The organism is Candidatus Vidania fulgoroideorum (assembly GCF_053760525.1).
In genome coordinates, this window is the sequence record NZ_CM132394.1 from 83,283 (window position 1) to 109,457 (window position 26,175).

General features: G+C 19.0%; 26 protein-coding genes, 2 tRNA genes and 2 rRNA genes. 11 read left to right on the forward strand and 19 right to left on the reverse strand.

The genetic code is table 11. The features are described from left to right. Nucleotide 1: 1 nt before the first annotated feature. Nucleotides 2-151: a hypothetical protein gene (locus ACWNYQ_RS00525; protein ID WP_455290501.1), complete on the reverse strand. Its 150-nt coding sequence runs from the start codon at nt 149-151 to the stop codon at nt 2-4. Beyond that, nucleotides 148-453 (reverse strand): hypothetical protein, encoded by a 306-nt coding sequence (locus ACWNYQ_RS00530; RefSeq protein ID WP_455290502.1) that lies wholly within the window; start codon nt 451-453, stop codon nt 148-150. Before ACWNYQ_RS00530 ends, ACWNYQ_RS00525 begins: the two co-directional genes overlap by 4 nt. Here ACWNYQ_RS00530 and ACWNYQ_RS00535 point away from each other — a divergent pair, their 5' ends adjacent. Beyond that, nucleotides 454-753, forward strand: a complete 300-nt coding sequence (locus ACWNYQ_RS00535) for a thioredoxin family protein (RefSeq protein ID WP_455290503.1) — start codon at nt 454-456, stop codon at nt 751-753. It abuts the gene before it with no gap. Between the two features lie 7 nt (nt 754-760). On the opposite strand, the gene ACWNYQ_RS00540 is transcribed toward ACWNYQ_RS00535, so the two are convergent. Then, a tRNA-Asp gene (locus ACWNYQ_RS00540) sits at nt 761-834 on the reverse strand. Nucleotides 835-895: 61 nt separating this feature from the next. Here ACWNYQ_RS00540 and ACWNYQ_RS00545 point away from each other — a divergent pair. The 5 genes from ACWNYQ_RS00545 to ACWNYQ_RS00565 are packed head-to-tail and all read left to right on the forward strand — an operon-like array spanning nt 896 to nt 7,941. Continuing rightward, nucleotides 896-2,212 (forward strand): GTPase, encoded by a 1,317-nt coding sequence (locus ACWNYQ_RS00545; protein ID WP_455290504.1) that lies wholly within the window; start codon nt 896-898, stop codon nt 2,210-2,212. Beyond that, a complete protein-coding gene (gene mnmG / locus ACWNYQ_RS00550) occupies nt 2,209-4,014 on the forward strand; it encodes a tRNA uridine-5-carboxymethylaminomethyl(34) synthesis enzyme MnmG (RefSeq protein ID WP_455290505.1) in 1,806 nt (601 codons plus the stop codon). The genes ACWNYQ_RS00545 and mnmG overlap by 4 nt, the downstream gene beginning before the upstream one ends. Beyond that, complete coding sequence (gene groEL, locus ACWNYQ_RS00555) at nt 4,011-5,603, forward strand: chaperonin GroEL (RefSeq protein WP_455290506.1); 1,593 nt, start codon at nt 4,011-4,013, stop codon at nt 5,601-5,603. The genes mnmG and groEL overlap by 4 nt, the downstream gene beginning before the upstream one ends. Nucleotides 5,604-5,636: 33 nt before the next feature. After that, the gene (locus tag ACWNYQ_RS00560; RefSeq protein ID WP_455290507.1) at nt 5,637-6,881 is read left to right on the forward strand and encodes a hypothetical protein; all 1,245 of its coding nucleotides are present in this window, start codon (nt 5,637-5,639) and stop codon (nt 6,879-6,881) included. Further along, nucleotides 6,871-7,941, forward strand: a complete 1,071-nt coding sequence (locus ACWNYQ_RS00565) for a hypothetical protein (protein WP_455290508.1) — start codon at nt 6,871-6,873, stop codon at nt 7,939-7,941. Before ACWNYQ_RS00560 ends, ACWNYQ_RS00565 begins: the two co-directional genes overlap by 11 nt. Here the strand turns inward: ACWNYQ_RS00565 and ACWNYQ_RS00570 are convergent. Beyond that, nucleotides 7,928-8,998 (reverse strand): hypothetical protein, encoded by a 1,071-nt coding sequence (locus tag ACWNYQ_RS00570; protein ID WP_455290509.1) that lies wholly within the window; start codon nt 8,996-8,998, stop codon nt 7,928-7,930. The two genes, ACWNYQ_RS00565 and ACWNYQ_RS00570, sit on opposite strands and share 14 nt — an antisense overlap. On the opposite strand from ACWNYQ_RS00570, the gene rpmH reads away from it, so the two are divergent. Together rpmH and ACWNYQ_RS00580 are read left to right on the forward strand one after the other, a co-directional pair. Next, nucleotides 8,999-9,112 (forward strand): 50S ribosomal protein L34, encoded by a 114-nt coding sequence (rpmH, locus tag ACWNYQ_RS00575; protein WP_455290510.1) that lies wholly within the window; start codon nt 8,999-9,001, stop codon nt 9,110-9,112. Beyond that, nucleotides 9,109-9,738 carry a haloacid dehalogenase-like hydrolase gene (locus ACWNYQ_RS00580; RefSeq protein WP_455290511.1) on the forward strand — a complete coding sequence of 210 codons (630 nt, stop codon included), beginning with the start codon at nt 9,109-9,111 and terminating at the stop codon, nt 9,736-9,738. The genes rpmH and ACWNYQ_RS00580 overlap by 4 nt, the downstream gene beginning before the upstream one ends. Here the strand turns inward: ACWNYQ_RS00580 and ACWNYQ_RS00585 are convergent. The 3 genes from ACWNYQ_RS00585 to grpE are packed head-to-tail and all read right to left on the reverse strand — an operon-like array spanning nt 9,700 to nt 12,942. Next, nucleotides 9,700-10,707: a DnaJ domain-containing protein gene (locus tag ACWNYQ_RS00585; protein ID WP_455290512.1), complete on the reverse strand. Its 1,008-nt coding sequence runs from the start codon at nt 10,705-10,707 to the stop codon at nt 9,700-9,702. The genes ACWNYQ_RS00580 and ACWNYQ_RS00585 overlap by 39 nt on opposite strands. Beyond that, nucleotides 10,707-12,494 (reverse strand): molecular chaperone DnaK, encoded by a 1,788-nt coding sequence (dnaK, locus tag ACWNYQ_RS00590; RefSeq protein ID WP_455290513.1) that lies wholly within the window; start codon nt 12,492-12,494, stop codon nt 10,707-10,709. The genes ACWNYQ_RS00585 and dnaK overlap by 1 nt, the downstream gene beginning before the upstream one ends. A 1-nt stretch (nt 12,495) precedes the next feature. Then, complete coding sequence (gene grpE / locus ACWNYQ_RS00595) at nt 12,496-12,942, reverse strand: nucleotide exchange factor GrpE (protein ID WP_455290514.1); 447 nt, start codon at nt 12,940-12,942, stop codon at nt 12,496-12,498. Between the two features lie 42 nt (nt 12,943-12,984). Here grpE and ACWNYQ_RS00600 point away from each other — a divergent pair, with 42 nt between their 5' ends. Further along, nucleotides 12,985-13,902 carry a 3-deoxy-7-phosphoheptulonate synthase gene (locus tag ACWNYQ_RS00600; protein WP_455290515.1) on the forward strand — a complete coding sequence of 306 codons (918 nt, stop codon included), beginning with the start codon at nt 12,985-12,987 and terminating at the stop codon, nt 13,900-13,902. Here ACWNYQ_RS00600 and ACWNYQ_RS00605 read toward each other — a convergent pair. From ACWNYQ_RS00605 to ACWNYQ_RS00630, 6 genes are read right to left on the reverse strand one after another with little or no spacing between them, the layout of a single operon-like run. After that, a complete protein-coding gene (locus tag ACWNYQ_RS00605; RefSeq protein ID WP_455290516.1) occupies nt 13,899-14,906 on the reverse strand; it encodes an aminomethyltransferase beta-barrel domain-containing protein in 1,008 nt (335 codons plus the stop codon). The genes ACWNYQ_RS00600 and ACWNYQ_RS00605 overlap by 4 nt on opposite strands. Then, nucleotides 14,869-15,441, reverse strand: a complete 573-nt coding sequence (locus tag ACWNYQ_RS00610; RefSeq protein ID WP_455290517.1) for a hypothetical protein — start codon at nt 15,439-15,441, stop codon at nt 14,869-14,871. Before ACWNYQ_RS00610 ends, ACWNYQ_RS00605 begins: the two co-directional genes overlap by 38 nt. After that, nucleotides 15,408-17,678, reverse strand: a complete 2,271-nt coding sequence (locus ACWNYQ_RS00615) for a class I tRNA ligase family protein (protein ID WP_455290518.1) — start codon at nt 17,676-17,678, stop codon at nt 15,408-15,410. Before ACWNYQ_RS00615 ends, ACWNYQ_RS00610 begins: the two co-directional genes overlap by 34 nt. Then, nucleotides 17,675-18,319, reverse strand: coding sequence for a dihydrodipicolinate reductase C-terminal domain-containing protein (locus tag ACWNYQ_RS00620; RefSeq protein WP_455290519.1), 645 nt, complete (start codon nt 18,317-18,319; stop codon nt 17,675-17,677). The genes ACWNYQ_RS00615 and ACWNYQ_RS00620 overlap by 4 nt, the downstream gene beginning before the upstream one ends. A gap of 2 nt (nt 18,320-18,321) precedes the next feature. Then, nucleotides 18,322-19,533 (reverse strand): malic enzyme-like NAD(P)-binding protein, encoded by a 1,212-nt coding sequence (locus ACWNYQ_RS00625; RefSeq protein ID WP_455290520.1) that lies wholly within the window; start codon nt 19,531-19,533, stop codon nt 18,322-18,324. After that, the gene (locus tag ACWNYQ_RS00630; protein ID WP_455290521.1) at nt 19,490-20,233 is read right to left on the reverse strand and encodes a hypothetical protein; all 744 of its coding nucleotides are present in this window, start codon (nt 20,231-20,233) and stop codon (nt 19,490-19,492) included. Before ACWNYQ_RS00630 ends, ACWNYQ_RS00625 begins: the two co-directional genes overlap by 44 nt. On the opposite strand from ACWNYQ_RS00630, the gene ACWNYQ_RS00635 reads away from it, so the two are divergent. Beyond that, complete coding sequence (locus tag ACWNYQ_RS00635) at nt 20,232-20,657, forward strand: type II 3-dehydroquinate dehydratase (RefSeq protein WP_455290522.1); 426 nt, start codon at nt 20,232-20,234, stop codon at nt 20,655-20,657. The genes ACWNYQ_RS00630 and ACWNYQ_RS00635 overlap by 2 nt on opposite strands. Here ACWNYQ_RS00635 and rpmA read toward each other — a convergent pair. The 4 genes from rpmA to ACWNYQ_RS00655 form a co-directional block, all read right to left on the reverse strand. Continuing rightward, nucleotides 20,644-20,883 carry a 50S ribosomal protein L27 gene (gene rpmA / locus ACWNYQ_RS00640; RefSeq protein WP_455290523.1) on the reverse strand — a complete coding sequence of 80 codons (240 nt, stop codon included), beginning with the start codon at nt 20,881-20,883 and terminating at the stop codon, nt 20,644-20,646. The two genes, ACWNYQ_RS00635 and rpmA, sit on opposite strands and share 14 nt — an antisense overlap. After that, nucleotides 20,862-21,197, reverse strand: coding sequence for a hypothetical protein (locus tag ACWNYQ_RS00645; protein WP_455290524.1), 336 nt, complete (start codon nt 21,195-21,197; stop codon nt 20,862-20,864). Before ACWNYQ_RS00645 ends, rpmA begins: the two co-directional genes overlap by 22 nt. After that, a complete protein-coding gene (gene mraW, locus ACWNYQ_RS00650) occupies nt 21,181-21,990 on the reverse strand; it encodes a 16S rRNA (cytosine(1402)-N(4))-methyltransferase (RefSeq protein WP_455290525.1) in 810 nt (269 codons plus the stop codon). The genes ACWNYQ_RS00645 and mraW overlap by 17 nt, the downstream gene beginning before the upstream one ends. 2 nt (nt 21,991-21,992) lie before the next feature. After that, nucleotides 21,993-22,063 (reverse strand) — tRNA-Ala (locus ACWNYQ_RS00655). A 6-nt stretch (nt 22,064-22,069) separates the two neighbouring features. Here ACWNYQ_RS00655 and argG point away from each other — a divergent pair. Then, complete coding sequence (argG, locus tag ACWNYQ_RS00660; RefSeq protein ID WP_455290526.1) at nt 22,070-23,263, forward strand: argininosuccinate synthase; 1,194 nt, start codon at nt 22,070-22,072, stop codon at nt 23,261-23,263. On the opposite strand, the gene rrf is transcribed toward argG, so the two are convergent. Then, nucleotides 23,262-23,368 (reverse strand): 5S ribosomal RNA (rrf, locus tag ACWNYQ_RS00665). The two genes, argG and rrf, sit on opposite strands and share 2 nt — an antisense overlap. Before the next feature lie 15 nt (nt 23,369-23,383). After that, nucleotides 23,384-26,156, reverse strand: a 23S ribosomal RNA gene (locus ACWNYQ_RS00670). Nucleotides 26,157-26,175: the final 19 nt, after the last annotated feature.

The following is a 26,175-nucleotide window of genomic DNA, read 5'->3' on the forward strand; positions in this document are numbered from 1 at the left end:
ATTAAATTAGAATACATAAAAATCTTAAGACTTTTATACTTTTTACTATTTTTTTATATTCTTTTACAGAGTATTTTTTATTTCTTTTTTTTATATTATTAAATTCATCAATATTTTCTTTTAAAAGTTTTATATTTTTAAAATTTATCATGTTATAAAATTTTTTAAACAATCTTCTTTTTTTACTAACAATATTATGCTTCTTAATACCAATTTATTATATAATAAATTTTTTTTAATTATTTCTAAATTATTTAAATTTTTTTTTATATATATTGATATAAATAAGGCTTCTTTATTTTTTTTTATTTTTTTTTTTAGTTTTATTAAACCATGCTTTACAAATTCTATTTTTATTTTTTTTTTTAAAAATTCTATTTTTATTTTTTTAATAAATTCTTCAAATTTATCTCTATAATTTTTAAAAACTACAACAATCTCGTATATTTTCATATGAAAAATTCACTTGAATATTTAGATAAAATAAAAATAATTCATTTTCATACAAAATGGAGTTTATCTAGTAAAAATTTAGTAAATGTTACTAAAATTTTATCTATTTTTTATAAAAAAAAAATAATTTTTTTAAGAGTAGATATAGAAAAAAATAAGGATTTAATATATAAATTTAATATTAAATATATACCAACGTTAATAATTTTTAAAAATGGAATAGAAAAATATAGGATTACAAAAATTTTTTGTTTAAAAATGATATATAAAAAAATTAATGAAATAATATTTAAAATATAAATAATTACGAAATGGACGGGAATTGAACCCGCTACCTCTGGAATGACAATCCAAAATTCTATCCTAATGAACTACCACTTCTATCTCTTAGGAGAATCGAACTCCTATTGCTACCGTGAAAAGGTAGCATCTTAACCTTTAGATGAAAGAGACACTAATAAAATATTATAAAAGAATTAAAAAAAAATCAATTAACAATCCTATAATATGTTTATCTACTTGTAGTAAACATGATTCCGCAATAGCAATTGTAAGAATTTCTTTAGGAAATTATGAATTTATACTAAAAAAAATTATAAAAACTGTTACTAAAAAAAAGTATATATTTCCAAGATTAGCTACTTTTACTAATTTTTTTTGTGAAAATAAAATTATAGATAAAGGAATATTAATTTATTTTCCTTCTCCAAAATCATATAATGGAGAAACTATATTGGAATTTCATATGCATGATAACAAATATATAATAAAAAAATTTATTAAATATATAATAAAAAAATTTAAAAAATATGGAATAAGAATTTCAAAAAGAGGAGAATTTACAAAAAGATCTTTTTTAAATAGAAAAATTGATCTAATAGAACTAAGAAAAATTTATGATATTATAAATTATAAAAAAAAAAATAAAAATTTTTTATTTTATAATTTTAAAAATGATTTGGAAAAAATAACAAATATAATTTATAATATAATTATTAATATAGAAAATAAAATTAATTTCAATTTTAAAATAAAAAATTTTAGAAAAATAATTGAAAAAAAAATATGTTTTTTAATAAGTGAAATAAAAAAAAAAAAAAAAATTTTTAGATATTTTTATTTAGAAAAAAAAAATATAAACGTAACTATAATAGGTAATACAAATACAGGAAAATCAAGTTTATTTAATAAAATACTTAAATATGATAGATCTATAGTAAGTAAAAAACCAGGAACTACTACTGATTACATAAGTGAAAATGTTTATTATAAAGATATAACTTTTAAACTAAATGATGTAGTTGGTAAAAGAAAAAAAATGAAAAAAAAAGAAAAAAAAGGTTTAAAAATTTCAAAAAAAGTTTTAAAAAATTCTGATATATTTATAAGTTTAAGTAAAACTAAAAATAAAAATTCATTACTTGTAAAAAACAAAATAGATAAATGTAGAAAAAAAATTTTTATGAAAAAAAAAATTTTTATTTCTTGCAAAAATAATTTTGGAATTAATATATTGATGAAATCATTATACAAAAAAATAATTAAATTAAAATGTCAAAAAGACAAATCTTATTTTAATATAAATAAAATATATGAAAAAATTAAAAAAATAAAAAAAGATTTTGTTTCCTACAAAATTTTTTATGAGGAAATTAGTTTTTTACTTAATGAAATTTATAAAAAGATTACAAATTATTTTTACTATGATAGAAAGATAATATTAAATGATATATTTAAAAATTTTTGTGTTGGAAAATGAACAATTATGAAATAATAATAATAGGAGCTGGACATGCTGGTGTTGAAGCCGCTAATATATGTGGTAAACTTAAAAAAAAAACTTTATTAATAACTAATAATATTAATGAAATAAGCAAAATAAGTTGTAATCCTTCAATAGGTGGAGTTGGAAAAAGTCAAATAGTAAAAGAAATAGATATTTTAGGCGGAATAATGGGTAAAGCAGCTGATAAAGCTTGCACTCATGTTAATATACTAAATAAATCTAAAGGTTTAGCTGTAAGATCAACAAGAATGCAAATAGATAAATATAAATATTCTAATTATATTAAAGAATATTTAAATAAAAATAATTTTCTTAACATATTACAAGGAAACGTTAGCAACATAGTAATAAAAAAAAACAAAGTTATAGGTGTTTTATTTGAAAAAGATTATTTTATAAAATCAAAATGCGTAATAATTACAACGGGAACTTTTATGGATTGCAAAACATATAAAGGTTCTGATATTTTAAATAATTGTAGAGATTATGAGAAATATGATAAAAATTTATCTTATAGTTTAAAAAAAATATTACCTGGAGTAAAAAAGTTTAAAACAGGAACGCCGCCTAGATTAGATTTAAGAAGTATTAATTATGATATTTTAAATGTTCAAAAAAATGATTATGACTATTGCTGCTTTTCATACTTAAGTAAAAAAAAAAGTAAACTAATTAAAAACTGGGAAACAAAAACAAGTAAAAAAACAAAAAAAATAATATTAAATAATAAATATAAATCTTCATTCATATCAGGAAAAATTAAATCTAGGGGACCTAGATATTGTACTTCTATAGAAGATAAAATAATAAATTTTCCTGATAAAAAATTTCATAACATATTTTTAGAAATAGAAAGTATTTACAGTAATGAAATTTATGTTAGCGGTTTATCAAATAGCTTTGATAATGTTATTCAAAAAAAAATTATTAGGTCAATAAAAGGTCTTGAAAAATCTGTTGTAATAAAATTCGCATATTCAATAGATTATGATTATTTTAACCCTAAATATCTTAAAAAAAACTTAGAAAGTAAAATAGTGAAAAATCTTTTCTTAGCCGGGCAAATAAATGGTACATCAGGTTATGAAGAAGCTGCATGTCAAGGTCTTTATAGTGGTATATTTGCTAGTAAAAAAATTTCAGATAACAAATTTAAAATAAGCGAAAATAACAGCTATATTTACACTTTAATAAAAGATATAGTAAAAGGTATTGATGAACCATACAGAATGTTTACAACTAGATCTAAAAACAGGTTGAAAATAAGAGAAGATAATGTATTAGAAAGACTTTTAAAAAAAAGCTTTAAGTATTCTTTAATAAATAAAAATGAGTATTTAAAGTTAGAAAAAATTATGAAAATAAAAAAAAAAATTCTTATTATTTTTAAAAAAAAAAAAAAAATTTATAAATATATAAAAGACAAAGGTTATTCTTCTAAAATATTTTATAATAAAAAATATTTAAATAAAAAATATTTAAATAAAAATATAGATGAAAGCTACTTTAATTATGTAGACTCTGAAATTAAGTATAAAGATTATATAGAAAAAAGTAAAAATCAAAATATAAAATTAGAAAATTTCTTAGATTTTGTTATACCTATTAATACAGATTTTAATAAATTAAAAAATGTAAAAAAAGAATTTATAACAAAAATTATAAATTTGAGACCTAGATATTTTAGTGAAATAAAAAATATAAAAGGAATAACTCATGATTGCCTTATTAATGTAAGGTATTTTTTATTAAAAAATTTTAAAATTTTTAAATGAAAAAAATAAAAAACTTGAAGGTAAACAAAAAAAATTTAAATCTAATAAAAAAAGGCATGAAAATGTTATATAAAGTTGTTTCCAGTACTTTTGGTCCTTATGGAAAAAATGTTATTTTAGAAAGGAATTACGGAATTCCTATTATTACAAAAGATGGTTATAGAATATGTAGAGAAGTTAATTTTAAAAATAAACTAATGAATATTGGTTCTGATATAATAAAATGTTCATCAAAAAAAATTAATGAAGAAGTAGGGGACGGCACTACTACCTCTATTATATTAACATATAATATAATAAAAAGTTATATAAAATATATAAATAAAAAAAATAATTTTTTAAAAATAAAAAATCAAATAAAAGAAATAGCAGAAATAATAATTAAAAAAATTAACAAAATCAGTTTAAAAATAAAAAAAAATTCTTATATTAAAAAAGTAGCTTTTACTTCTTCTAATAATGATAAAACTATATCATCAATTATTTATAAAACAATTAAAAATATAGGTAATAATAATGTAAATATTGAAGAAAGTAATTTTAACAAAGATAAAGTAATAATCGAAAAAGGATTAATTTTTGAAGAAGGTTTTATAGATAAGTATTTTAAAAATGAATATTTAAACAAAGATATATTAATGATAAAACCTATTTTATTAATTTATTTAGGAAAAATAAAAAAGACAAAAAAAATATTAAATATTATGGAATATATTTATAAAAATAATAAATCTTTATTAATATTAACTGATGGAATTAGCAAAGAAGTATCAAATAATATAATAATTAATAATATAAGAAATTCAATAAACATTATTGTTGTAAAAATACCTTATAAAGGTATTAGAAAGATTGAATTTTTAAATGACATTTGTATTTATTCTAATTCAAAAATTTTTACAAAAAAAAAATTTTTTAGTTTTAATGACTTAAAAAAAATGGGTGTTATAAAAAAAGCTTTAATTAGTTATAACAAAACAATAATAAATTCATTAAAAAAAAATAAAAATTTTATAAAAAAAAGAGCAAAAAATATTTTTAAAGAAATAAAAAGTTTAGATAATGATTATGATATAGTTAATATTAAAGAAAGAGTATCAAGATTATTAGGTGGTGTTGCTACCATAAATGTTGGTGGAAAAACAGAAACTGAAATGATAGAAAGAAAGTATAGATTTGAAGATTCTCTTAACTCTACAAAAGCATCCATTGAAGAAGGAATAGTACCAGGAGGTGGTTTGTGTTTTTTAAAAATTTTTAATTGGTTAAAAAGAAATATAAAAAAAAAAAATATAGGTTACAAAATATTATCTTATAGTTTAAAAAAACCTTTTGAAAAAATATATAAAAAAAATTTACTAAAATTTAGCTACAAAAATATTAAAAAAAAAATATTAAAAAATGAATCTATAGACTATGGTTATGATCCTATAAATAATATTTTTTGTAGATTTTATGAAAAAGGTATAGTTGATTCTGCTAAATTAGTAAAATGTGCTTTAAAAACATCAATATCTGTTGCAAATATATTTATTTCTTCAAAATTTTTATTGTTGACTTCTAATGATATTAAAAGTAAAATCTTTTAAAAGAAAGATATCTTTCTTTTATAATATTTAAATTTGAACATTTTAAAATGCATTTTTAAAAATAAAAAAAAAAAAATTTTTGGCTCTAAATCAATTACTAATAGAATATTATTTTTTTCTTTCTTTTTCAAAAAAATTTTTTTGAAAAATTTATTAATTTCTAACGACACAAAACAAATGTTAAAAGTTTTAATTTTTTATGGTTATAAAAAAAATTTTTTAAAAAATAAATTAAGAATAAAATTTTTTAAAAAATTGAAAGGAAAATACATAAATATTGAAAATGCAGGAACTGTTTTAAGACCTATAATATCTTTATTTATTTATAAATGTTATAAGGATGTTATAATTGATGGTAATAAAAATATGAAAAAAAGACCTTTAAAAGGATTAATAAAATCATTATATTTTTTTATTAAAGTTTTTAAGAGAATAAATTTCTTAAAAAAAAATTTTTATTTGCCAATAAGAATAAAAAAAGGTTATTCTGAATTTAAAAGACATTATTTATTTATAAAAGAAAAAAAATCAAGCCAATATATAACATCTATTTTACTCACTTCATGTTTTTACAAAAAAAAATTTTTTTTAATTATAAAAAAATCAATTTCTTTTAACTATATAATATTAACTTTAGAATTGTTAAAAGAAATAAATTTGAAATTTTTAATAATAAAAAAAAATATAATTAAATTTAACAATTACAAAAATTTTAAAAAAAATGAATTTTTAATATATAATGATATTATATCATCATCATATTATTTTTTGGATTGTTATTTTTTAAAAAAAAAAATAACAATAAGAAATTTTTTATACAAAAAAATTATAAATGAATCTTGTTTAATAAATGTTTTAAAAAAAATAGGTATTTATATTTATAAAAATAATTTTATTAAATCTGTTTGTTATGAAAAAATTTATAAGTTTATTAAGATAAACTGTATAAAAATTATAGATTTTTCTATTTGTTTACCTATTCTTTGTTCTTGTAAATTAAATAAAATTTTTATATATAATATTTATAATTGGAAATTTAAAGAATGTAACAGAATAAAAGCAATATCTAAAGAAATAAAAAAAAAAGGAAATAATGTTTATTATGGTAAAAACTGGATTTATACAATTTTTAAAAAAAATAGAAAAAAAATAATATTTGATAGTTATAATGATCATAGAATCTCTATGTCTTTAAACTCTTATTCAATAAAAAAAAATTGTTATATTCAAAAACCTAATTCTGTAAAAAAAACTTTTCCTATTTTTTATGATCAATAAAATTATAAAAGGTAAAATAAAAGGCTATAATAATAATTTAATTAGAATAAAAACAATTCTAAGAGAGTATTTATATTTAAAAAAGAAATTATTTTTAGAATCGTTCATAAAAGTAAAAAAAAATAGAAAAATTTATTTGAAAATAATTGGTTTAAATAAAAAAGGAATATACAAATTTTCTATAAGAGAAGCTATTTTGGAAAGAATTTATTTAAAATTGTTAAATTATTATAAAAAAAAAAAAATTATAATTGCTAAATTATATAATAAAATAAGAAATGGTTTTATAGTTATATACAAAAAATTAAAATTTTTTTTACCTAAGAATGAATTATTAGGTAAATATAAATTGGGAGATAATATGTTATTTAAAATAAAAAGAATTAATGTAAAAAAAAGAAATGTAGTCCTTAAAGTTTTTAAAAGTATTATAAATAAAAAAACGTTTATATTTAAAAAAAATAAAGTATTAAAAGGAGAAATAAAGTTATATAAAGATACAATAATAGTTATGATAGAAGGTGTAAAATGTAAAATATATGAAAAATTTTTTAGAAAAAAAAACAAAATTGTTATAAATATATTTTTAAATAAAAATTTAAAATTTGTTTTTAAAAAATTTAAAAATAATAATATTTATTTATACCCATTGGTAGAAGAAACAAATATTTTTTACAAGTTTAAATATTTTAATGAAGATCTTAAAAATTTTTATTATATGATAAAGGGTAAAAATTTAACTTTTATAAAGAAAAAAGAAATTTCTTGGTTAAATAATTTCAAAAAAAAAAACTATTATTATATAAAAAAATATAATAATAGTTTAAAAAAAATAGAACTTTGTTTTAAAAAAAAAATATATAATCCATGGTTAATTTTTTCAAAAAATTATATATTAGGAAGCAAAGTATTTAATTTAAAAATAATAAAAAAAAAAGGTAATTTATTTACATATAAATTACCTTTAGGTATATTTGCTTATAGTATTAATTCCTTGAATTACGGTTTTGTAAAATATATTGATATTAAAAAAAAAATAGTTATAATTAATATTGTATAGGCATTATGAGTTTTTTGTAATTAATTTTTTTAAAACAAAAAAAAATTTTATAATTTTTTTTTTTGTAATAAAAATAAAAGTACTTTTTTTTAACACCTAAATTTAAAAATTCCATTATATATTTAATATTTAATCTAATTTTTATTTTTTTTTTTACATTTTTAACTTTTAATTTATTTTTTATATTATCATTTATATTATTTATTGATTCAAAAAATATATATTTATCTTTTATTAATATATCTATGTTTTTATTTTCTGAAATACAATTAAAAATTTTGATTATATTTTTAAAATCATTTAATAATATTTTAACTTTGTAAAATTTTGAATAATCAAATATTTTTTTATTTATATTAATTTTTTTATTTTCTTTTGATTTAATTACAAAATTATCAACAACAAAACATATATATTTATTAATAAATTTTACTTTAAAATTATCATTTTTTGAATATTTTAATAAATTTATTAGTGTTTTAACTATTTTTTTTGATATATTAAATTCAATTTCATAGATATTATTTGATTTGTAATTGTACAAAGACATAGTAAAACCATCAGTCGAAAATAAACTTATTTTTTTTCTACTTATTATAATGTTCAGCCCTGTTTCCTCGTTATTAAATTTTTTAATGTTGTGTAAGTTATATTTTAGAGCGCTTAAAAAAAAACATTTTTTTAAAATTATAGAATCTTTAATATCATTAGGGAAATACATTTTTTTATGTTTATAGTTTTCATTATATTTTTTAATTGAAATATAATGAAAACTATTGCATTTAATATGTATTTTATTATTAATTTCAAAAATATCTAATAAATCATCTTTTTTAAAGTTTTTTGATAAATTAAAAATTTTTTTATAATCTAAAAGAAATTCATTATTATAAATTTCTTTTACTTTATTAATACTAACTATACTAGTAATATTACTAGTATAGTTAATAAACAAATTTTTATCTTTGAAACATATTGATATTAAAGGATTATTTTTTTCATATATTTCTTTTATTTTAATCAAAAATATAATTAGGTATTTATTTTTTAACTTCATATGAAGAGATCTTTTCAACCTTCAAAAATAAAAAAAAATAGAAAACAAGGTTTTAGAAAAAGAATGAAAACTAAATGGGGGAGAAAAATAATTAATAAATCAAGAAAAAAATGACTAAAAAAATATATGTATTTGATTTAGATAAAACTATAACTTCAATTGATACTGAGTACAATTGGGTTAGATATCTAAAAAAAAATAAAATGATATGTAAAAAAAAATATAAAGAAGCTAAAAAATTTTATTGTAATTATGAAGAATCTTCTTTAAATTTTAAAAAATATATAATTTTTTTTAACAAATTGAATAATAATATAAAAAATATAAAAAAACATGTTAAAAAATACGTTAACTCTTTTATAAAAAAAAGAATTTATAAAAGAGTATTCAAAATAATAAAAAGTAAAGATAATCCTATAATATCAACAGCAAGTAATTATTTGATTTCTAATGAAATAAGAAAGATACTTAAAGTTAAAAAAATGTTTTGCACTAAGTTTAAAAAAAAAAAAATAATAAAAAATTATAAAATACATAAAGTAATAAATTTGTCAAAATGGATAGCAAAAAAGAATTATAAAGACTATATGATACATTTTTATACAGATTCAATAAATGATTTACCTATGATAAATTTTTCAGAAAAAGTAACATTAATTAATCCTAAAAAAAATTTATTGAAAAGAATATATAAAAAAATTTCAATATTTTTTATTAAAAAGCATATTCAAATCACTTAATAATTTTTTTTGTTTTTTTTCTAATTTGTCAGGGTAAACTATATTAATTTTTACAATTAAATCTGAATTTTTTCTTGATATTTTATTGTATATTCCCTTTCCTTTAAAGATTTTAACATCTCCTTCTTTAGTACAAGATTTTATTTTAACATTTAAAAAAGTATTATCAAAATTTTCCACTATTTTTTCACAACCCAGTAAAGCATCACAAAAAAAAATATTTAAATTAAAATATATGTTGTTATTTGAATCTATTGAAAATTTTTTATTTTTTTTAAATAATAATTTTATATAAATAATACTAAAAATATTTTTATCTACATTTTCTAAACATTTAAAATCTTTTATTGGTATTTCATAACCGTTAACAACACCTTTAGGTATTTTAATTAAAACTTTTTTATTTTTTTTTATTTTTCCTGTTCCTTTACAAACATTACATAATGTTAAATAACCCATTCCCGATCCATTGCAATAGTTACATGATTGTTTTATTGTAATAAATATATCATTATTTATTACATATCCTTTTCCATTACAAAATAAACAACTTGAATATTTACCATTTATATATTTTTTCCCTTTACATTTATTACAAAAATCGTAATAATAAAAATTTTTTATTATTTTCTTTCCTTTAGCAGAATCCATTAAATCTATTCTTAATTCTATAGTTTTTTTTTTTTCATAATAACTTTCATCTTCACTCTCAAAAAAATCACCAAAAATATCACCAAAGTTTTCATCTTTTTCATAAGATTCTTCTTCAAAATTATTATCTGAGAAATTATTGTTTTTATTGCTTAAAATTTCATAAGCTTCTTTTATTTCTTTAAATTTTTCTTCACTTTTTTTATCACCCGGATTTTTATCCGGGTGATATTTCATTGCTAACCTTCTGTATGCTTTTTTAATTTCTTCTTGAGTTGAATTTTTATCAACACCAAGAATTTTATAGTAATCTTTCATTATTTTTTATAATTAGAAATAAACAAATTTAAATCTTTTATATTTTCTTTTATTTCTTCCAAATTGTTTTTTAAAATAACTTCTTCTAAGTTTTTTATTTTAGATTCTAAAATTTCTTTTTCTTCATTTTTATCTATTTTTTCTAATATTTTTTTAGAATCGGATATTAGGTTTTCAGCAATATTTTTTTGCTCTATTATTTCTAAATTTTTTTTATCTTTTTCTTCATTTATTTTAGCCTCATTTATCATATCTTCTATTTCTTCTTTAGTTAAGCCAGAATTAGATTTTATAGTAACTTTATTTTCAATTCCAGTTTTTTTATCTTTAGCACTAACTTTCAATATACCATTAGCGTCTATATCAAAAGTTACTTCTATTTGAGGTTCTCCTTTTGGAGCTGGAGAAATACCTTCTAAATTAAATTCTCCTAATAATTTATTATACATAGCTAGTTCTCTTTCACCTTGATATACCTTTATAGTTACGGCATTTTGATTATCTTCTGCAGTAGAAAAAACTTGAGAATACTTTGTAGGTATAGTAGTATTTTTATTAATCATTTTAGACATAATTCCTCCCAAAGTTTCGATGCCTAAAGATAAAGGTGTTACATCCAATAATAATAAATCTTTTCTAGATCCTGATAATATTTGACCTTGTATTGATGCTCCTATTGCAACAGCTTCATCAGGGTTTAAGCTTTTTTTAGGTTTTTTATTGAAAAAATTTTCTACTTCTTTTTGTACTAAAGGCATTCTTGTCATTCCTCCTACTAAGATAACTTCATCTATATCGTTTATGCTAAGTTTTGCATCTAAAAGAGCTTGTTTACAAGGATTTATAGTTTCTTTAATTAATTCTATAACTAAATTATTAAGTTTAGCTTGAGTAATTTTAAGATTTAAATGCTTAGGTAATGGTTCTGTTACTATAAATGGTAGATTAATTTCTGTTTCTTTTAAACTGCTCAATTCTATTTTTGCTTTTTCTGAAGCTTCTTTTAATCTTTGTATAGATAAAGGGTCTTTAGATAAATCTATTGATGATATTTTTTTGTATTCATCAATTATATAATTAACAATTTTATTATCAAAATCTTCACCTCCTAAAAATGTATTTCCGTTTGTAGATAATACTTCAAATTGTTTTTCACCATCAACATTTGCTATTTCTATTATAGAAACATCAAATGTACCCCCACCTAAATCATATACAACAATTTTTTTATCATCAGAATAATTTTTATCTATACCATAAGCTAAAGCAGCAGCTGTTGGTTCATTTATAATTCTACATACATTTAAACCAGCTATAGTTCCTGCATCTTTTGTTGCTTGTCTTTGAGAATCATTAAAATAGGCAGGTACTGTTATTACAGCATCATTTACTTTTTCACCCAAATAATCTTCAGCAGTCTTTTTCATTTTTATTAATATTTCTGCTGAAATTTGTTGAGGTGATAAATATTTTTTTAAAACTTTTATTAATATTTCATCATTTTTTCCTTTTTTTATTTTAAAGGGATATTTTTCTTTTTTAAAATTTATCTCTGAATACTTTCTTCCAATAAATCTTTTTATAGAATAAAAAGTATTTTTTGGATTATTTATTATTTGTCTTTTAGCAGGAACACCTACAGTTATTCCTTCTTCATTAGAATAAGAAACAATTGAAGGTGTTGTTCTATAACCTTCTTGGTTTTCTATAACTTTTGGATTGTTTTCTTCCATTATTGCTACACAAGAATTAGTTGTACCTAAATCTATTCCTATTATTTTTTTCATTTTAAAAAGTAATACATACTATTGTAGGTCTTAAAACCTTATTTAAGTAAATGTAACCTTTTTGAAGGATATTATATATAGTGTTTTTTTTACCGTAACTTTTAACTCTAACAATTGCTTCGTGGTAATGAGGATTATATAAAGAATTCTTAACAGTATTTATATTAACTATATTATTTTTTCTTAGTATACCAATTAAAATATTTAAAGTTATTTGTAATCCTTCTTTTAAAGATTTATCATTACACTTTAATATAGAAATTTCTAAACTATCTAACACAGGTATAATTGATTTAAAAATTTTAAATTTTTCATCATCATTATTTTTTAAAATCATATATTTATTTCTTTCTATTTCCAAATTTTTTTTCTCAATTTTTTCTAATATACCAATTTTTAATAAAATGTTTTCTTTTACTTTCTCAATATATTTTTTTTTAGAAATCATTATGATGTTATATGATAACAAATTATTTTATAAGTTACAAGTATGATAAATAATATTATAAGAGGAAAATCATATAAAAAAATAATAATTTCAGGACCTTGTTCAATACATAGTTATAGATCATACAAATTATATTCAAAAAAAATAATAAATATTAAAAAAAAATTGAGAAATATAAAAATATTTATGAGAATATATATAGAAAAACCTAGAACAATAATAGGATGGAAAGGAATAATATACGATCCTGATATAAATAATAGTTTTAAAATAAAAAAAGGAATAAAAAAATGTTTAAAAATTTTTAAAAATGCAAAAAAAAAAAAAATTAAAACCGTATGTGAAATATTAAATACAAATTTATTTGGATATACAAAAAAATATATAGATATAGTTACAATAGGAGCAAGAAATAATGAGTGCCAAATTTATAGAGAAATATCTTCTTCTTTGAAAAATCCAGTTGGTTTTAAAAATAGTACAAATGGAGATGTTGAAAGCGCTATAAATTCAATAATTTCTTCTAAATATCCTAGTATATATAGTATAAATAATAAAAAAAAAATATTATGGAAAATATCAAAAGGAAATAAAAATTGTTTTTTAATAATTAGAGGAGGTAAAAAACCTAACTACAAAGAAAATTATATAAAAAAATATATAAGAAAATTAATATATAAAAAAATTAAAACAGGAATTATAATAGATTTGAATCATGGTAATAGTAATAAAAAATTTAATAAACAAATATATAATTCTAATTATATATTAAAAAATATTATTCCTTATTATAAAAGAGTAGTAGGAATAATGATAGAATCACATGTATTAAAAGGTTTTCAAAAAATAAATAAAAATATAAGTGACGAGATAAGCATAACTGATCCTTGTATAGATTGGAAAACAACTGAAAAAATTATTAAAAATTATGAAAAAAAAACTTACAAAATTTTTATCTAAATTATTTCACCACCACCTATACAAATTTTTTTTTTATAAAAAACTAAATGTTGACCTCTAATTATTTTATTAATTGGATATAAAAATATTACATTTAGATATGTTTTTTTTTTTATTAAATAACATAATTTAAATTTTGAACATGAATTAATTTTGCAAAAAACTTTTATATATTTTTTTTTTAAAAAAAATTTTTTTAATCTATAAATTCTATTTTTTAATAATAAATTATTTTTAGTAGTTATATATATATTTTTGTTTTTTTTTTTATAAACATAATATTTTTTATTTAATGAATTTTTTTTTAATCTTTGACATAAAGATAAATAATATATATTTTTATAAATAATATTTGTAGGTTTTTCATTTATAAAAATTATTCCTTTTGATTTAATAAAATTTTTTATAAAATTTCCAAAATTTTTATTATTTATAAAACAAATTCCTTTCGAGCTTTTTCTGTTTATATTTGGAAATAATAAAAAATTAGAAACATATTTAACAAATTTCTTTTTCCATTTTCCCAATGGAAAAAGAAATTTGTTAAATGTTTCTAATTTTAATATTTTATATAAAAAATAAGTTTGATCTTTATTTTCATCATTTGATAATGACAAATTTTTTCCATCACTTATTGCATAATGACCAAATGCTAATTTATAAAATTTTAATTTTATTTTTTTAATTAAATAATCAAATTTTATAAAATAATTACAATTAATGTCTGGATTATAAGAATATCCTTTTTTATACATTTTTATTAAATTTAAAAAAACTTTTTTATAAAATATATTACTTGAGTTTATTACTTTTAGTTTAGATCTTAACATTGTTGTTATTTTATAACAATAAAATATATCTTCTTCTGATTGACAATTATTTTCTTCATTTTTTATATTATTTTCTAAATAAAAACAATATATATTATATTTTAGTTTTTTTAATATAAAAGCAGTGAAACTAGAATCAATACCACCCGAAAGGGAAATGACAATTTTTTTCATTTTTTATTAAGTAATTAATTAATATGTATGAAATACTTTTATTTTTTAATAAAAGTATTTCATACATATTAATTAATATATTTTTATTATAGTAATAACTATTTTTAATATTTAATTTTAAATAATAATATAAATTTTTAATATCCATTAAATATATAATGTCGCTAAATAAAAATTTATTTTTTTTTATTTTTTTTAAACTATATTTAATATTATTAAAATAAGCATTATATAAAAAAACAAATTTTAATATTTTTTTCTTTGTTTTTTTATTTTTTAATAATATATTATATTTATTTTTACAATTTAATTTTTTTTTTGTTACAAATATAATTTTTTTTTTATTTAAAAAATTATATTTTAAAAATTTTTTTTTTAAATAATAAAAAAAAAAATTTTTTAATTTTTTATTAAATTTATAAATTATATTTTTAACTCCATATAAAAAATATAATTTATAAGGTAATTCTAAAAATTTTTTTTTAAATATAAAATAATTTATTACCTTTTTATATTTTTTGTTAAAATGTTGCATATATTTTTATTAATTATTATTTTAAAAATTTTTAAATTAAAGTTTTTTTCAATGAATTTTTTTATTTTTTTATTTTTAATATGAATTTTTTTAAAATATTTGTTATTTATATATATAATAATATTTTCTTTTAATTTTATTTTGTATTTTATAAAACTATTAAAATCATATATTTCTCCTTTTAATTCTTTAATACCAGTAGACATCCATAAAAAATAACTTAATAAAGGGCATATTGGGTGTAGAAAAGAAATAAATTTAGATAACAAATCAAGCATAAAAAAATCTATTTTTTTTTTAATTTTTAGAATTTTTTTTAAATTTTTTAAAAAAATCATTAAATTAGATATTACTACATTAATTTTAATTTTTTTATAATTAATTATTATATTATTTATTATTTTTTTAAATTTGTATTTTTCTTCATTATCTAAATAGTTTTTAAAATTTTTATTATATCTTTTAAAATTTAGTTTTATATAGAATAACCAAATCTTTTTTATAAATCTTTTAATTCCTAAAATATTTTTTTCATTAAAATTTATTTTATCTTTTATGTCGCAAGCGAAAAAAATGTACATTCTTAAACAATCAATACCATACTTTTTAATTAATATATTAGGATTTATTCCATTTTTTTTAGATTTGGACATTTTTTCTAGTTTTATTATTAATTTACCATTGAAATTGTTTATTTTTTCGTAAGAAATGTATTTTTTTTTTATTATTGAATAATAAGAATAATTCAATAAAATACCATGATTTGTAATAGTTTTAAAAGGATTTTCCAAATTGCAAATATTTATTTTTTTTAAAAATATGAATATGAATATTACATATAGCAAATGAAGTATTGAATGCTCTTCACCTCCTATGTAATTTTTTATTTCTTTTAAAAAAAATTTTTTTTTAAAAGGTTTTTTTACAAAGTATTTTATAAAATACCAAGAAGAATCAAAAAAAGTATCTAATGTTTCTTTTTCAAAAATTGATTTTTTATTACATATATAACATAAATTAATTTTATTTAATTTTTCTATTTTTATTGGTATAAATTTAATTATATAACCACAACTTTTACATTTATTTATAGGAATAGGTGTTCCCCAGTATCTTTGTCTTGATAATGACCAATCTTTTAATTTAAAAATATATTTTTTTTTAAAAAATATATTTTTATTAATATAATATAAAAACTTTTTAAAATATTTAAATTTTAAAAAAATTCTGAAGTATACTTTCAACAAATAATTTTTAATCTTAAATTTGTAAAGATTTTTTAGAATTATATATCTAGAATAATATTCTTTAGTTAATATTATTTTATATTTTATTTTTTTTATAAAAAAAAAATAACCATATAAACCTGTATCATAATATATTTTTTTTGAATTAACAAATTTTTTAATTTTCTTATATATATCAATATCTTTTTCTATTATGTTTTTTAAAAATTTTAAATTTTCATAAGAAACCAATAGAGCATTTCCAAAAAATAAATTTTTTATATATTTTGTATAAAAAATAAAATTTTTATTATTAAAAACAAATTTGAATAAATAAAATTTGTTTTTTCCTATCCAATTTTTTTGCAATTTAATAATTTTTTTTGGCCAATTTTTGTAATCATAATTTAATAATCTTTTAAATATCTTTTTTGTTGAAAAATAATAGCAATACATAAGTTTTTTTGAAATTTTTGAACCTGACCTCCAACCTTTACCATCTATTACTTGTTCATCTGCTAGTATTGTTTTGTCTATTTTATCCCAGTTAACCCAACTTTTTCTTCTATATATATATTTTTTTTTAAAAAGGTTTTTAAATAAAAGTTGATTGTACTTATAATAATTTACATCTGAAGTTTTAAACTCATATTTCCAATTTATTATTAATAGCATATCTTTTATTTGTTCTTTCATTTCTATTATATTACTTTCTACCCAATTTTTTGGTTTTATTTTTTTTTCTATTGATTTATTTTCAGCAGGTAATCCAAATGAATCCCAAGCAAAGTACATGAAAGATTTATAACCTTTTATTAAATTATATCTACATAACATATCGTTTATTATATAATTTCTAAAATGACCCAAATGAAGTAAACCTGATGGGTAAGGAAACATAGATATAAAATAAATTTTTTTTCTATTTTTTTTAAAATATAATTTTTGTGTTCTAATAAGTAATTTATAAACTTTTTTTTTTAAAAGAAAAAAATTATATTTATTTATCATATATTATCCATATTGTATAAACCTATTTTTTTATAAAATAAGAATGTTATTATATATTCTAATTTTAACAATATAGAATTTCTAGAAAAAATTTTATGTTTTATACTTATCAAATTATATTTATCATAAAAAAGTAATTCATGAGTACCTTTTTCATCTCCTATTCTTTTTGAAATAAAAGGAAATTTTAAATTAAGAAATTTGCATATTTTATAATATGATCCTGAAGGTTTATCTTTTTTTTTATAATTATGAGTTTCTATTAATAAAGAATTTTTTTTTTTAAAAAAAAAACTTGAAAATTTTAATATTAATAAATAAATGTGAAAATTTTTGTTAAAGTTATAGTCAAAGAATATAGGAATATATTTAGAAGAATTTTTTAATAATTTTTTTTCTTTTTTATTAAAACCAGTTGTTCCTATTATTATTTTTTTTTTAAATTTTAAACAATAATACAAAATTTTTAATGTGTTTAATGGAACGCTAAAATCTATTACAATTTCACAATTTTTTATTTTTTTACAAAAATTTTTTGAATTTTTTCTTATAAAATATTTTATAAGAAATTTTTTGCTTTTTATTTTTTTAATTTTTTTTCCAATTTTTCCTGTATAACCAGATAAAAGAGTTTTAATCATTTTTATAAATTTTTTAAAAATGATTTGTATTTTTTTATATCAATACCTAAAGAACGTTTTTTATTAAAATATTTTACAATTTTATAAGGAACATATTTAATTAATCTTTTATCAAAAATACTAGGTATTATTTTATTTTTATTTAAGCCATCTTTTCTAGCTAATTTAGAAATATATTTTGATGCTATTATTTTCATTTTACTATTTATTTTTATTTTTAAATCTAAAGCAGCTCTAAAAATGTATGGAAAACATATTAAATTATTTACTTGATTTTTATAATCAGATCTACCTGTAGCTATTATACAATCTTTCCTTACATTAATTATTTTTTCAGGCATAATTTCAGGTATTGGATTTGCTAAAGCAAATATTATAGGATTTTTTTTCATATAAGAAATTAGACGACTTCTTATTATATTTCCTGAAGAAAGACCAAGTAAAAAATCACATTTTTTAAAAATTTTTTTTTTACAAATAAATTTTTTTCTTGCATATATTTTATTATAATTATTTAAATTTTTTCTGTTTTTATATATTAGTCCATATATATCAAAAACATATATATTTTTTTTTTTTAATCCTTTTTTTATTAGTAATTTTATACAAGATAAAGCCGCAGCTCCAGCACCCATAACAACAACTTTTATTTTTTCTATTTTTTTTTTTACTATTTTTAAGGAATTATTTAAAGCAGCCAAAACAACTATAGCAGTACCGTGTTGATCATCGTGAAATACTGGTATTTTCATATTTTTTTTACATTCCTTCTCAATATAAAAACATTCAGGGGATTTTATATCTTCTAAATTTATTCCTCCAAAAGTTGTTTCTAATGATTTAATAATCTTTACTAATTTTTTAGGATTTTTTTCATTAATTTCTAAATCAATTGAATTTATACCTGCAAATCTTTTAAATAATACACTTTTTCCCTCCATTACTGGTTTTGAAGCTTCAACACCTATATCTCCTAAACCTAAAACTGCTGTTCCGTTAGTTATTACAGCAACTAAATTACCTTTTGAAGTGTAATCATAAATTTTTTTTTTTTTTTTGAATATTTCTTTACAAACATAAGCTACTCCTGGTGAATAAGCGTAAGATAATTCTTTTTTGTTTTTCAATTTTTTTGTACATTTTATTGATAATTTTCCAGGTAATGGAAATTTATGATATTTTAATGAATTTTTTTTCAATTTTTTTTCTTTCATTTTCATTTTTAAATATTTTAATATTTTCTATAGCTTGTTCAAAAAGCATATTTGAACCATCAAATAGAATATTTTTAATTCTATAATTTATTAAATAAAAAAAATTTTTTTTATTTAATAAATTGTAATAATTAAACAAAAAAGGATAGTATGGTATTGTGTTGATAATCAAAAAATTTTTAAAATTTTTTAAATTTTCGTAACTTATTTTTTTAAATTTTTTTAAAAACAACCTGTTAAATATATTTATATTTTTATATCCTCTATTAAAAATATAAATATATTTATATTTATTTTTAATATAATCCATTATGCTTTTACAAGAACCTCCAGCTCCTAAAATTAATATATTTTTCTTTTTTAATAATATGTTTTTTTTTAGACTTAAGAAAAAACCTAAACCATCAGTTGTATAAGAAAAAATAGTATTTTTATACTTTACAAAAATATTATTTGCATTAATTTTTAAAACTCTATTTGAACAAAAGTTTGAAAATTTACTAGTTATTTCTTTATAAGGTATGGTTAAATTAAAAAAAAGTTTTTTTTTATAACTAAAAAAATTTATTAAACCATTAAAAATAAATTTTTTTTTTATTGATAATTTAAAGTATTTTATATTACATTTTTTATAAAAATTGTTATAAATTATAGGTGAAAATGATTTTTTAACGTTATTTCCTATTATTAAAATATACATGAAAATAAAAATTATAAACGGACCAAATATAAATCTTATAGGTACAAGAGAAAAAAAAATATATGGCAATAAAAGTATAAATGTAATAAAAAAAACAATAAATAATAAATATAAAAATGTTTATTATTTTCAAAGTAATTCAGAAAGTAAAATAATAAAAGAAATTCAAAAATCTAAAAATAACATTGATTATTTTATAATAAATTTAGGAGGTTTTTCATATACAAGTGTTGCTATATTAGATTCATTACTCGCTGTTAAAATACCTTACATAGAATTACATATTTCTAATATATTTAAAAGAGAAAAGTTTAGAAAAAATTCGATAATAAGCAGTAATTCTACTTGTTTTATAAGTGGATTTGGTTTGTATTCGTATATAATATCTATAAATTATATAATAGAAATTTTTAAAAAACATTAATAGTTTTTTTTTTTTTATTAAAAAAAACTATTCCTTCAATTTTCGAATATATAGTATGATCTTTTCCCATTGATGTATTGCAACCTGAAAAAAATTTAGTTCCTCTTTGTCTAATTATTATTTGACCTGATTTAACATAATTACCTCCGTATTTTTTAATACCTAATCTTTTTGAAGTAGAATCCCTACCATTTTTTAAAGATCCTACTGCTTTTTTTTTAGCCATTTTATTTTATTTAATAAAAAAATATAATTGAATTTTTTATGAGACTTTATTAATTTATATCTTTTTCTTCTTTTGAATTTTATTATTTTATTTTTTATTATTTTATTTTTTAAAAAATAAAAATCAAACAATAAATTTTTTATAAATGGTTTTGCAATATAAATTTTATTATTTATTTTTATTAACAATATTTTATTAACTATTATTTTTTTTTTTTTTATTAATTCACTTTTTATATTTACTTTTCTATTTTTCATTATATATTGTTTATTATTAAACAATATAATAGCAAAAATATTATTTTTTTCTTTCATATATTCTAATTACTTTATTTATTTTTTTATTTTTTTTAATCAACGAAAAAAAATTTTTTTTATTAAAAAAATTTTTTATTATTCTTGATTCAAATGAATTGAATGATATTATTATTATTTTTCCTTTTTTTTTTATTATATTTATTATATAATTTAATAATTTTTTTATTTTTTTTTCTGTTTCAAAACAATAATTTATAATTGCGTTATAATATTTTGAAAAAATATTTTTTCTGCTTTTTTTGTATTTTTTTTTATATACTTTTAATACTATATTTTTTATTTGACTGTAGTATAATATTATTTTTTTTTTTCTTTCTTTTAAAATTTCTTTACAAATTTTTTTACAAAAAAATATTTTATCAAATTTTATAAATATTTCTAATAAATTTTTATAATTATAAAAATTTATTACGTCCAACGGGTTTTTTTTTAAACCTATTTTTTTTGAATAAAAAATTACTTTTTCATTTTTAAAACTATTAAAGTTTAATATTTGATTTTCTGTAAAACCTATATCTATTAAAGCAATATTAACTTTTTTAATTTTTAAATATCTTATATTAGTAAAACATTTGTTAAATATAAAAAAGTTAATATTTTTTATATTGCTTTTTTTATAATTTTCTTTATTTATTTCAAAAGAGTTTAAATAACCTTTTTTTATTTCTTTTATTATTATTTTACTGTGACAACCATTACCAAAAGTAAAATCAATAAAATTTCCTATTTTATTTTTAAAGTTTTTTTTTATTATTTTTTTAAATATTACTTTATTTTTTTTATATATCATTTTGGAGAAAATCGGAATTGAACCGACGATTTTTGGGTGCAAACCAAACGCATTACCACTATACTATTTCCCCTATATAATGATAAAAAATATATCAAATAAAAAAATAGCTTTAGCATATTCGGGAGGTTTAGATACCAGTACTTCTATAAAATGGTTAAAGAATAAAAATTGTTTAATTTATTCTTTATTTGTTGATTTAGGTGATAAAACAAAAAAAGAAATAAAAAAAATAAATAGAAAATCTTTATTACTTGGATCTAAAAAATTCATATTATTAAATTGTAAAGAGGAAATGGCAAAAGAATCACTAATAGCATTAAGAACTAGATCTTTTAACATATATAGTGGCGCAGGAATTTATTTTAATATAACACCAATAGGAAGATCAATAATAGGAACTGTTATTGCGAAAACTATGAAGAAAAAAAAATTAAATATATGGTGTGATGGTAGTACTTATAAAGGGAATGATATACAAAGATTTTTTATATATAGCTACAGGATAAATAAAAGAATAAGGTTTTATAAACCTTGGTTAGATGAAGAATTTATTAATAAAATAGGAGGAAGGGAAGAAATGAATAAATATATGAAAGTAAAAAAAAAAAAATATTCAGTAGATTCAAATTTAATAGGAAATACATATGAAGGAATGGAATTAGAAAATTTAAATTATAATTATACAAAAAATAATTTTATACTAAGTAAAAAGTTAAACAATGTAAAAAAAAAAACTGTTTTAAAAATAACTTTTAAAAAAGGAAAAATAATTAAATTAAATAATAAAAAAATAAAAAAATATTATATTTTTTTCAAAAAATTAAACAATATATGTTCTAAACACAAATTAGGTATATCTGATCAAATAGAAGAAAGAATAATAGGAATAAAAAGCAGGGGGATTTATGAATCTCCTTCTATGTTTTTTTTACATTGTTTATATGAGAGAATGGTATCTTGTTCCTTAGATTATAAAGTTATTAAAATGTATAGAGAAAACGGTAATTACTTAGGTGAAAACCTATATTCAGGATTATGGTATAATCATGAATCAAAAATAAGGAAAAAATTAGGAATAGAAATAACAAAAAATATTACTGGATATGTAAAAGTTGCAATAATATATAATAACATTTTTTTTATAGATACAAAAATAAAAAAAAGTTTATACAATAAAGAAATTTGTTCTATGGAAAAAAAAAATAAATTGCTTTTTAACAGTAAAGATAGACTTGGTCAGTTAAATATGTTAAAAGTAAAAATAATTTAAATGACAGCTTCCTATTTTAGCTTTATCAACTATTTTCGGCGCCTTGTATTTTAACTTTATTGTTCGGAATGTTAAATAGTGTTTTCTACACGCATTGCTGTCAAATATTATAATTTTTTTAATGGTTTTCAATAAGGTTATTAGTATTGGTAAGCTAAAATATTACTATTTTTACACATCCAACCTATCAAAGTTCTATTCTCGAACCTCCTTTTAATAAGGGAAAAATTATCTTGAAGTAAGCTTCCCACTTATATGCTTTCAGTGGTTATCTTTAAGTACTTAGCTACCCAGCTATGCAATTTTTTTTACAACCGGTACACCATAGGTACACCTATTTTGGTCCTTTCGTACTAAAAACAGATCTTCTCATTTTTCCTACGCTCACGGCAGATAGGGACCAAACTGTCTCACGACGTTTTAAACCCAGCTCACGTACCTCTTTAAATGGCGAACAGCCATACCCTTGGGACCTTCTTCAGCCCCAGGATGAGATGAGCCGACATCGAGGTGCCAAACACCGCCGTCGATATGAACTCTTGGGCGGTATTAGCCTGTTATCCCCAGAGTACCTTTTATTCGTTAAGCGATGGCCTTTCCACAAAGTACCACCGGATCACTATGACCTGCTTTCGCACCTGTTCGACTTGTTAGTCTTACAGTCAAGCATGCTTATGCCATTGCGCTATATATACGATTTCTGTTCGTATTTAGCATACCTTTGTGCTCCTCCGTTACTCTTTAGGAGGAGACCGCCCCAGTCAAACTGCCGGATATACATTTTTTTTATGTTTGATTCAAAACATTAAATAAGCTTAATTATAAAAAAAGGATAGTATTTCAATTTTTGAGATAAATCTCTACTACCTAGTCTACACATTTTTTAAAATTAAACAATATATATTTACAGTAAAGGTTCATGGGGTCTTTCCGTCTTGCCGCAAGTAGTTCGCATCTTCACGAACATTTCAATTTCACTGAGTCCCAGGAGGAGACAGTACAGCCATCGTTACGCCATTCGTGCGGGTCGGAACTTACCCGACAAGGAATTTCGCTACCTTAGGACCGTTATAGTTACGGCCGCCGTTTACTGGGACTTTTTAAGTAAGCATTCACAAACTTAAAGTAATCTTCCAGCACCGGGCAGGCGTCACACCCTATACTTCCACTTGCGTGTTTGCAGAGTGCTGTGTTTTTAATAAACAGTCGCAGCTGTCTTTTATCTAGGCCTAATTTTTTTTTAAAAATTAGGCATACCTTATCCCGAAGTTACAGTATCATTTTGCCGAGTTCCTTCTCCTGAGTTTTCTCAACGCCTTAGAATATTCTTCCCACTCACCAGTGTCGGTTTACGGTACGGCCTAAAAATAAAATTAGATTAGTAAATTTTCTTGTGACAACTTTTATTTAAAATGAATAATAAAACATTTTCATTATAATTGATTTTAATTACGTGGTTTTTCCTGCGTAAAATCTATATAACAATATGCAACTAAAATACATGCATAAAAACTATAGCTATCAGTCTTTACATATCTTTTATTTCAGATACAAGAATATTAACTTGTTTTCCATCGATTACGCATTTCTGCCTCACCTTAGGAACCGATTAACCCTACGCCGTTTAACGTTCCGTAGGAAACCTTGAGTTTACGGCGAGAAATTTTTTAATTTCTTTACGTTACTTATGTCAGCATTCTCACTTCTGAATACTCCAAAGATTCTTACGATATCTTATTCATTGTCAATCAGAACGCTCTTCTACCAATCAATTATGATTCCACAGCATCGGTAAATAGCTTAGCCCCGTAAATCTTCCGCGCATTAAAACTAGATAAGTGAGCTTTTACGCTTTCTTTAAAGGGTGGCTGCTTCTAATCCTACCTCCTTACTGTTTTTGTTTTAAAACATCGTTTACCACTTAGCTATTATTTAAGGACCTTATCTTGTGGTCTGGGTTGTTTCCCTCTCGACACTTGATGTTATCACCCAATGTCTGTCTCTTAATATTAATAATTTTGGTATTCGTAGTTTACGATAAATAGTATCTATCATCATAGTGCTCTACCCCCAAATTAATTTTATTAAGGCACTACCTAAATAGTTTTCGAAGAGAACCAGCTATCTCCAAACTTGATTAGCCTTTCACTCCTATCCACAATTCATCCCCTAACTTTGCAACGTTAGTGGGTTCGGGCCTCCGTTGTGTTTTACCAAAACTTCACCCTGATCATGGATAGATCGTCTGGTTTCGGGTCTATAATAAAAAACTTTTCGCCCTTTTAAGACTCGATTTCTCTGCGCCTACCTTTAGTTAAGCTTGCTGTTTATTATAAGTCGCTGACCCATTATACAAAAGGTACGCCGTCATTGTTTATTAAACAACTTCGACTGATTGTGCACTTTCAGTTTCAGGATCTATTTCACTCCCCATAAGGGGTTCTTTTTCACCTTTCCCTCACGGTACTTGTTCACTATCGGTCAATTATTAGTATTTAGCCTTAGGAAGTGGTCTTCCTTTATTCAAACAGAATTTCACGTGTTCCGTTCTAATCTAATTGTGTAAAATTTATTAAAAAATCTTAAAAAACAGGACTTTTACCTTCTTAGGTTCATTATTCAAAATGATTTTTATGAATTTATTAAAAAATTTTACACGGGCTTCTTCCATTTCGCTCGCCACTACTTTGGAAATAAAATTATTTTTTCTTTTCCTGCAGTTACTAAGATGTTTCAGTTCTCTGCGTTAGCTTCTTATTAAAGATACAAGTGGTTTCCCAATTCGGACAAATACGGATCATAGCTTTTGACTACCCGTATATTTCGTTTTTAAAACGTCCTTCATCGCCTATAATTGCCAAGGCATCCACTAAAAGTGCTTAAAAAAAAACCAATTAATTTTTAAATTTTTT

Excerpts from the sequence above, each read along its gene's own strand:
- ACWNYQ_RS00525 (WP_455290501.1), bottom strand. The coding sequence starts at position 151 with ATGATAAATTTTAAAAATATAAAACTTTTAAAAGAAAATATTGATGAA.
- ACWNYQ_RS00530 (WP_455290502.1), bottom strand. The coding sequence starts at position 453 with ATGAAAATATACGAGATTGTTGTAGTTTTTAAAAATTATAGAGATAAA.
- ACWNYQ_RS00535 (WP_455290503.1), top strand. The coding sequence starts at position 454 with ATGAAAAATTCACTTGAATATTTAGATAAAATAAAAATAATTCATTTT.
- ACWNYQ_RS00545 (WP_455290504.1), top strand. The coding sequence starts at position 896 with ATGAAAGAGACACTAATAAAATATTATAAAAGAATTAAAAAAAAATCA.
- mnmG (WP_455290505.1), top strand. The coding sequence starts at position 2,209 with ATGAACAATTATGAAATAATAATAATAGGAGCTGGACATGCTGGTGTT.
- groEL (WP_455290506.1), top strand. The coding sequence starts at position 4,011 with ATGAAAAAAATAAAAAACTTGAAGGTAAACAAAAAAAATTTAAATCTA.
- ACWNYQ_RS00565 (WP_455290508.1), top strand. The coding sequence starts at position 6,871 with ATGATCAATAAAATTATAAAAGGTAAAATAAAAGGCTATAATAATAAT.
- ACWNYQ_RS00570 (WP_455290509.1), bottom strand. The coding sequence starts at position 8,998 with ATGAAGTTAAAAAATAAATACCTAATTATATTTTTGATTAAAATAAAA.
- rpmH (WP_455290510.1), top strand. The coding sequence starts at position 8,999 with ATGAAGAGATCTTTTCAACCTTCAAAAATAAAAAAAAATAGAAAACAA.
- ACWNYQ_RS00580 (WP_455290511.1), top strand. The coding sequence starts at position 9,109 with ATGACTAAAAAAATATATGTATTTGATTTAGATAAAACTATAACTTCA.
- ACWNYQ_RS00585 (WP_455290512.1), bottom strand. The coding sequence starts at position 10,707 with ATGAAAGATTACTATAAAATTCTTGGTGTTGATAAAAATTCAACTCAA.
- dnaK (WP_455290513.1), bottom strand. The coding sequence starts at position 12,494 with ATGAAAAAAATAATAGGAATAGATTTAGGTACAACTAATTCTTGTGTA.
- grpE (WP_455290514.1), bottom strand. The coding sequence starts at position 12,942 with ATGATTTCTAAAAAAAAATATATTGAGAAAGTAAAAGAAAACATTTTA.
- ACWNYQ_RS00600 (WP_455290515.1), top strand. The coding sequence starts at position 12,985 with ATGATAAATAATATTATAAGAGGAAAATCATATAAAAAAATAATAATT.
- ACWNYQ_RS00605 (WP_455290516.1), bottom strand. The coding sequence starts at position 14,906 with ATGAAAAAAATTGTCATTTCCCTTTCGGGTGGTATTGATTCTAGTTTC.
- ACWNYQ_RS00610 (WP_455290517.1), bottom strand. The coding sequence starts at position 15,441 with ATGCAACATTTTAACAAAAAATATAAAAAGGTAATAAATTATTTTATA.
- ACWNYQ_RS00615 (WP_455290518.1), bottom strand. The coding sequence starts at position 17,678 with ATGATAAATAAATATAATTTTTTTCTTTTAAAAAAAAAAGTTTATAAA.
- ACWNYQ_RS00620 (WP_455290519.1), bottom strand. The coding sequence starts at position 18,319 with ATGATTAAAACTCTTTTATCTGGTTATACAGGAAAAATTGGAAAAAAA.
- ACWNYQ_RS00625 (WP_455290520.1), bottom strand. The coding sequence starts at position 19,533 with ATGAAAGAAAAAAAATTGAAAAAAAATTCATTAAAATATCATAAATTT.
- ACWNYQ_RS00635 (WP_455290522.1), top strand. The coding sequence starts at position 20,232 with ATGAAAATAAAAATTATAAACGGACCAAATATAAATCTTATAGGTACA.
- ACWNYQ_RS00630 (WP_455290521.1), bottom strand. The coding sequence starts at position 20,233 with ATGTATATTTTAATAATAGGAAATAACGTTAAAAAATCATTTTCACCT.
- rpmA (WP_455290523.1), bottom strand. The coding sequence starts at position 20,883 with ATGGCTAAAAAAAAAGCAGTAGGATCTTTAAAAAATGGTAGGGATTCT.
- ACWNYQ_RS00645 (WP_455290524.1), bottom strand. The coding sequence starts at position 21,197 with ATGAAAGAAAAAAATAATATTTTTGCTATTATATTGTTTAATAATAAA.
- mraW (WP_455290525.1), bottom strand. The coding sequence starts at position 21,990 with ATGATATATAAAAAAAATAAAGTAATATTTAAAAAAATAATAAAAAAA.
- argG (WP_455290526.1), top strand. The coding sequence starts at position 22,070 with ATGATAAAAAATATATCAAATAAAAAAATAGCTTTAGCATATTCGGGA.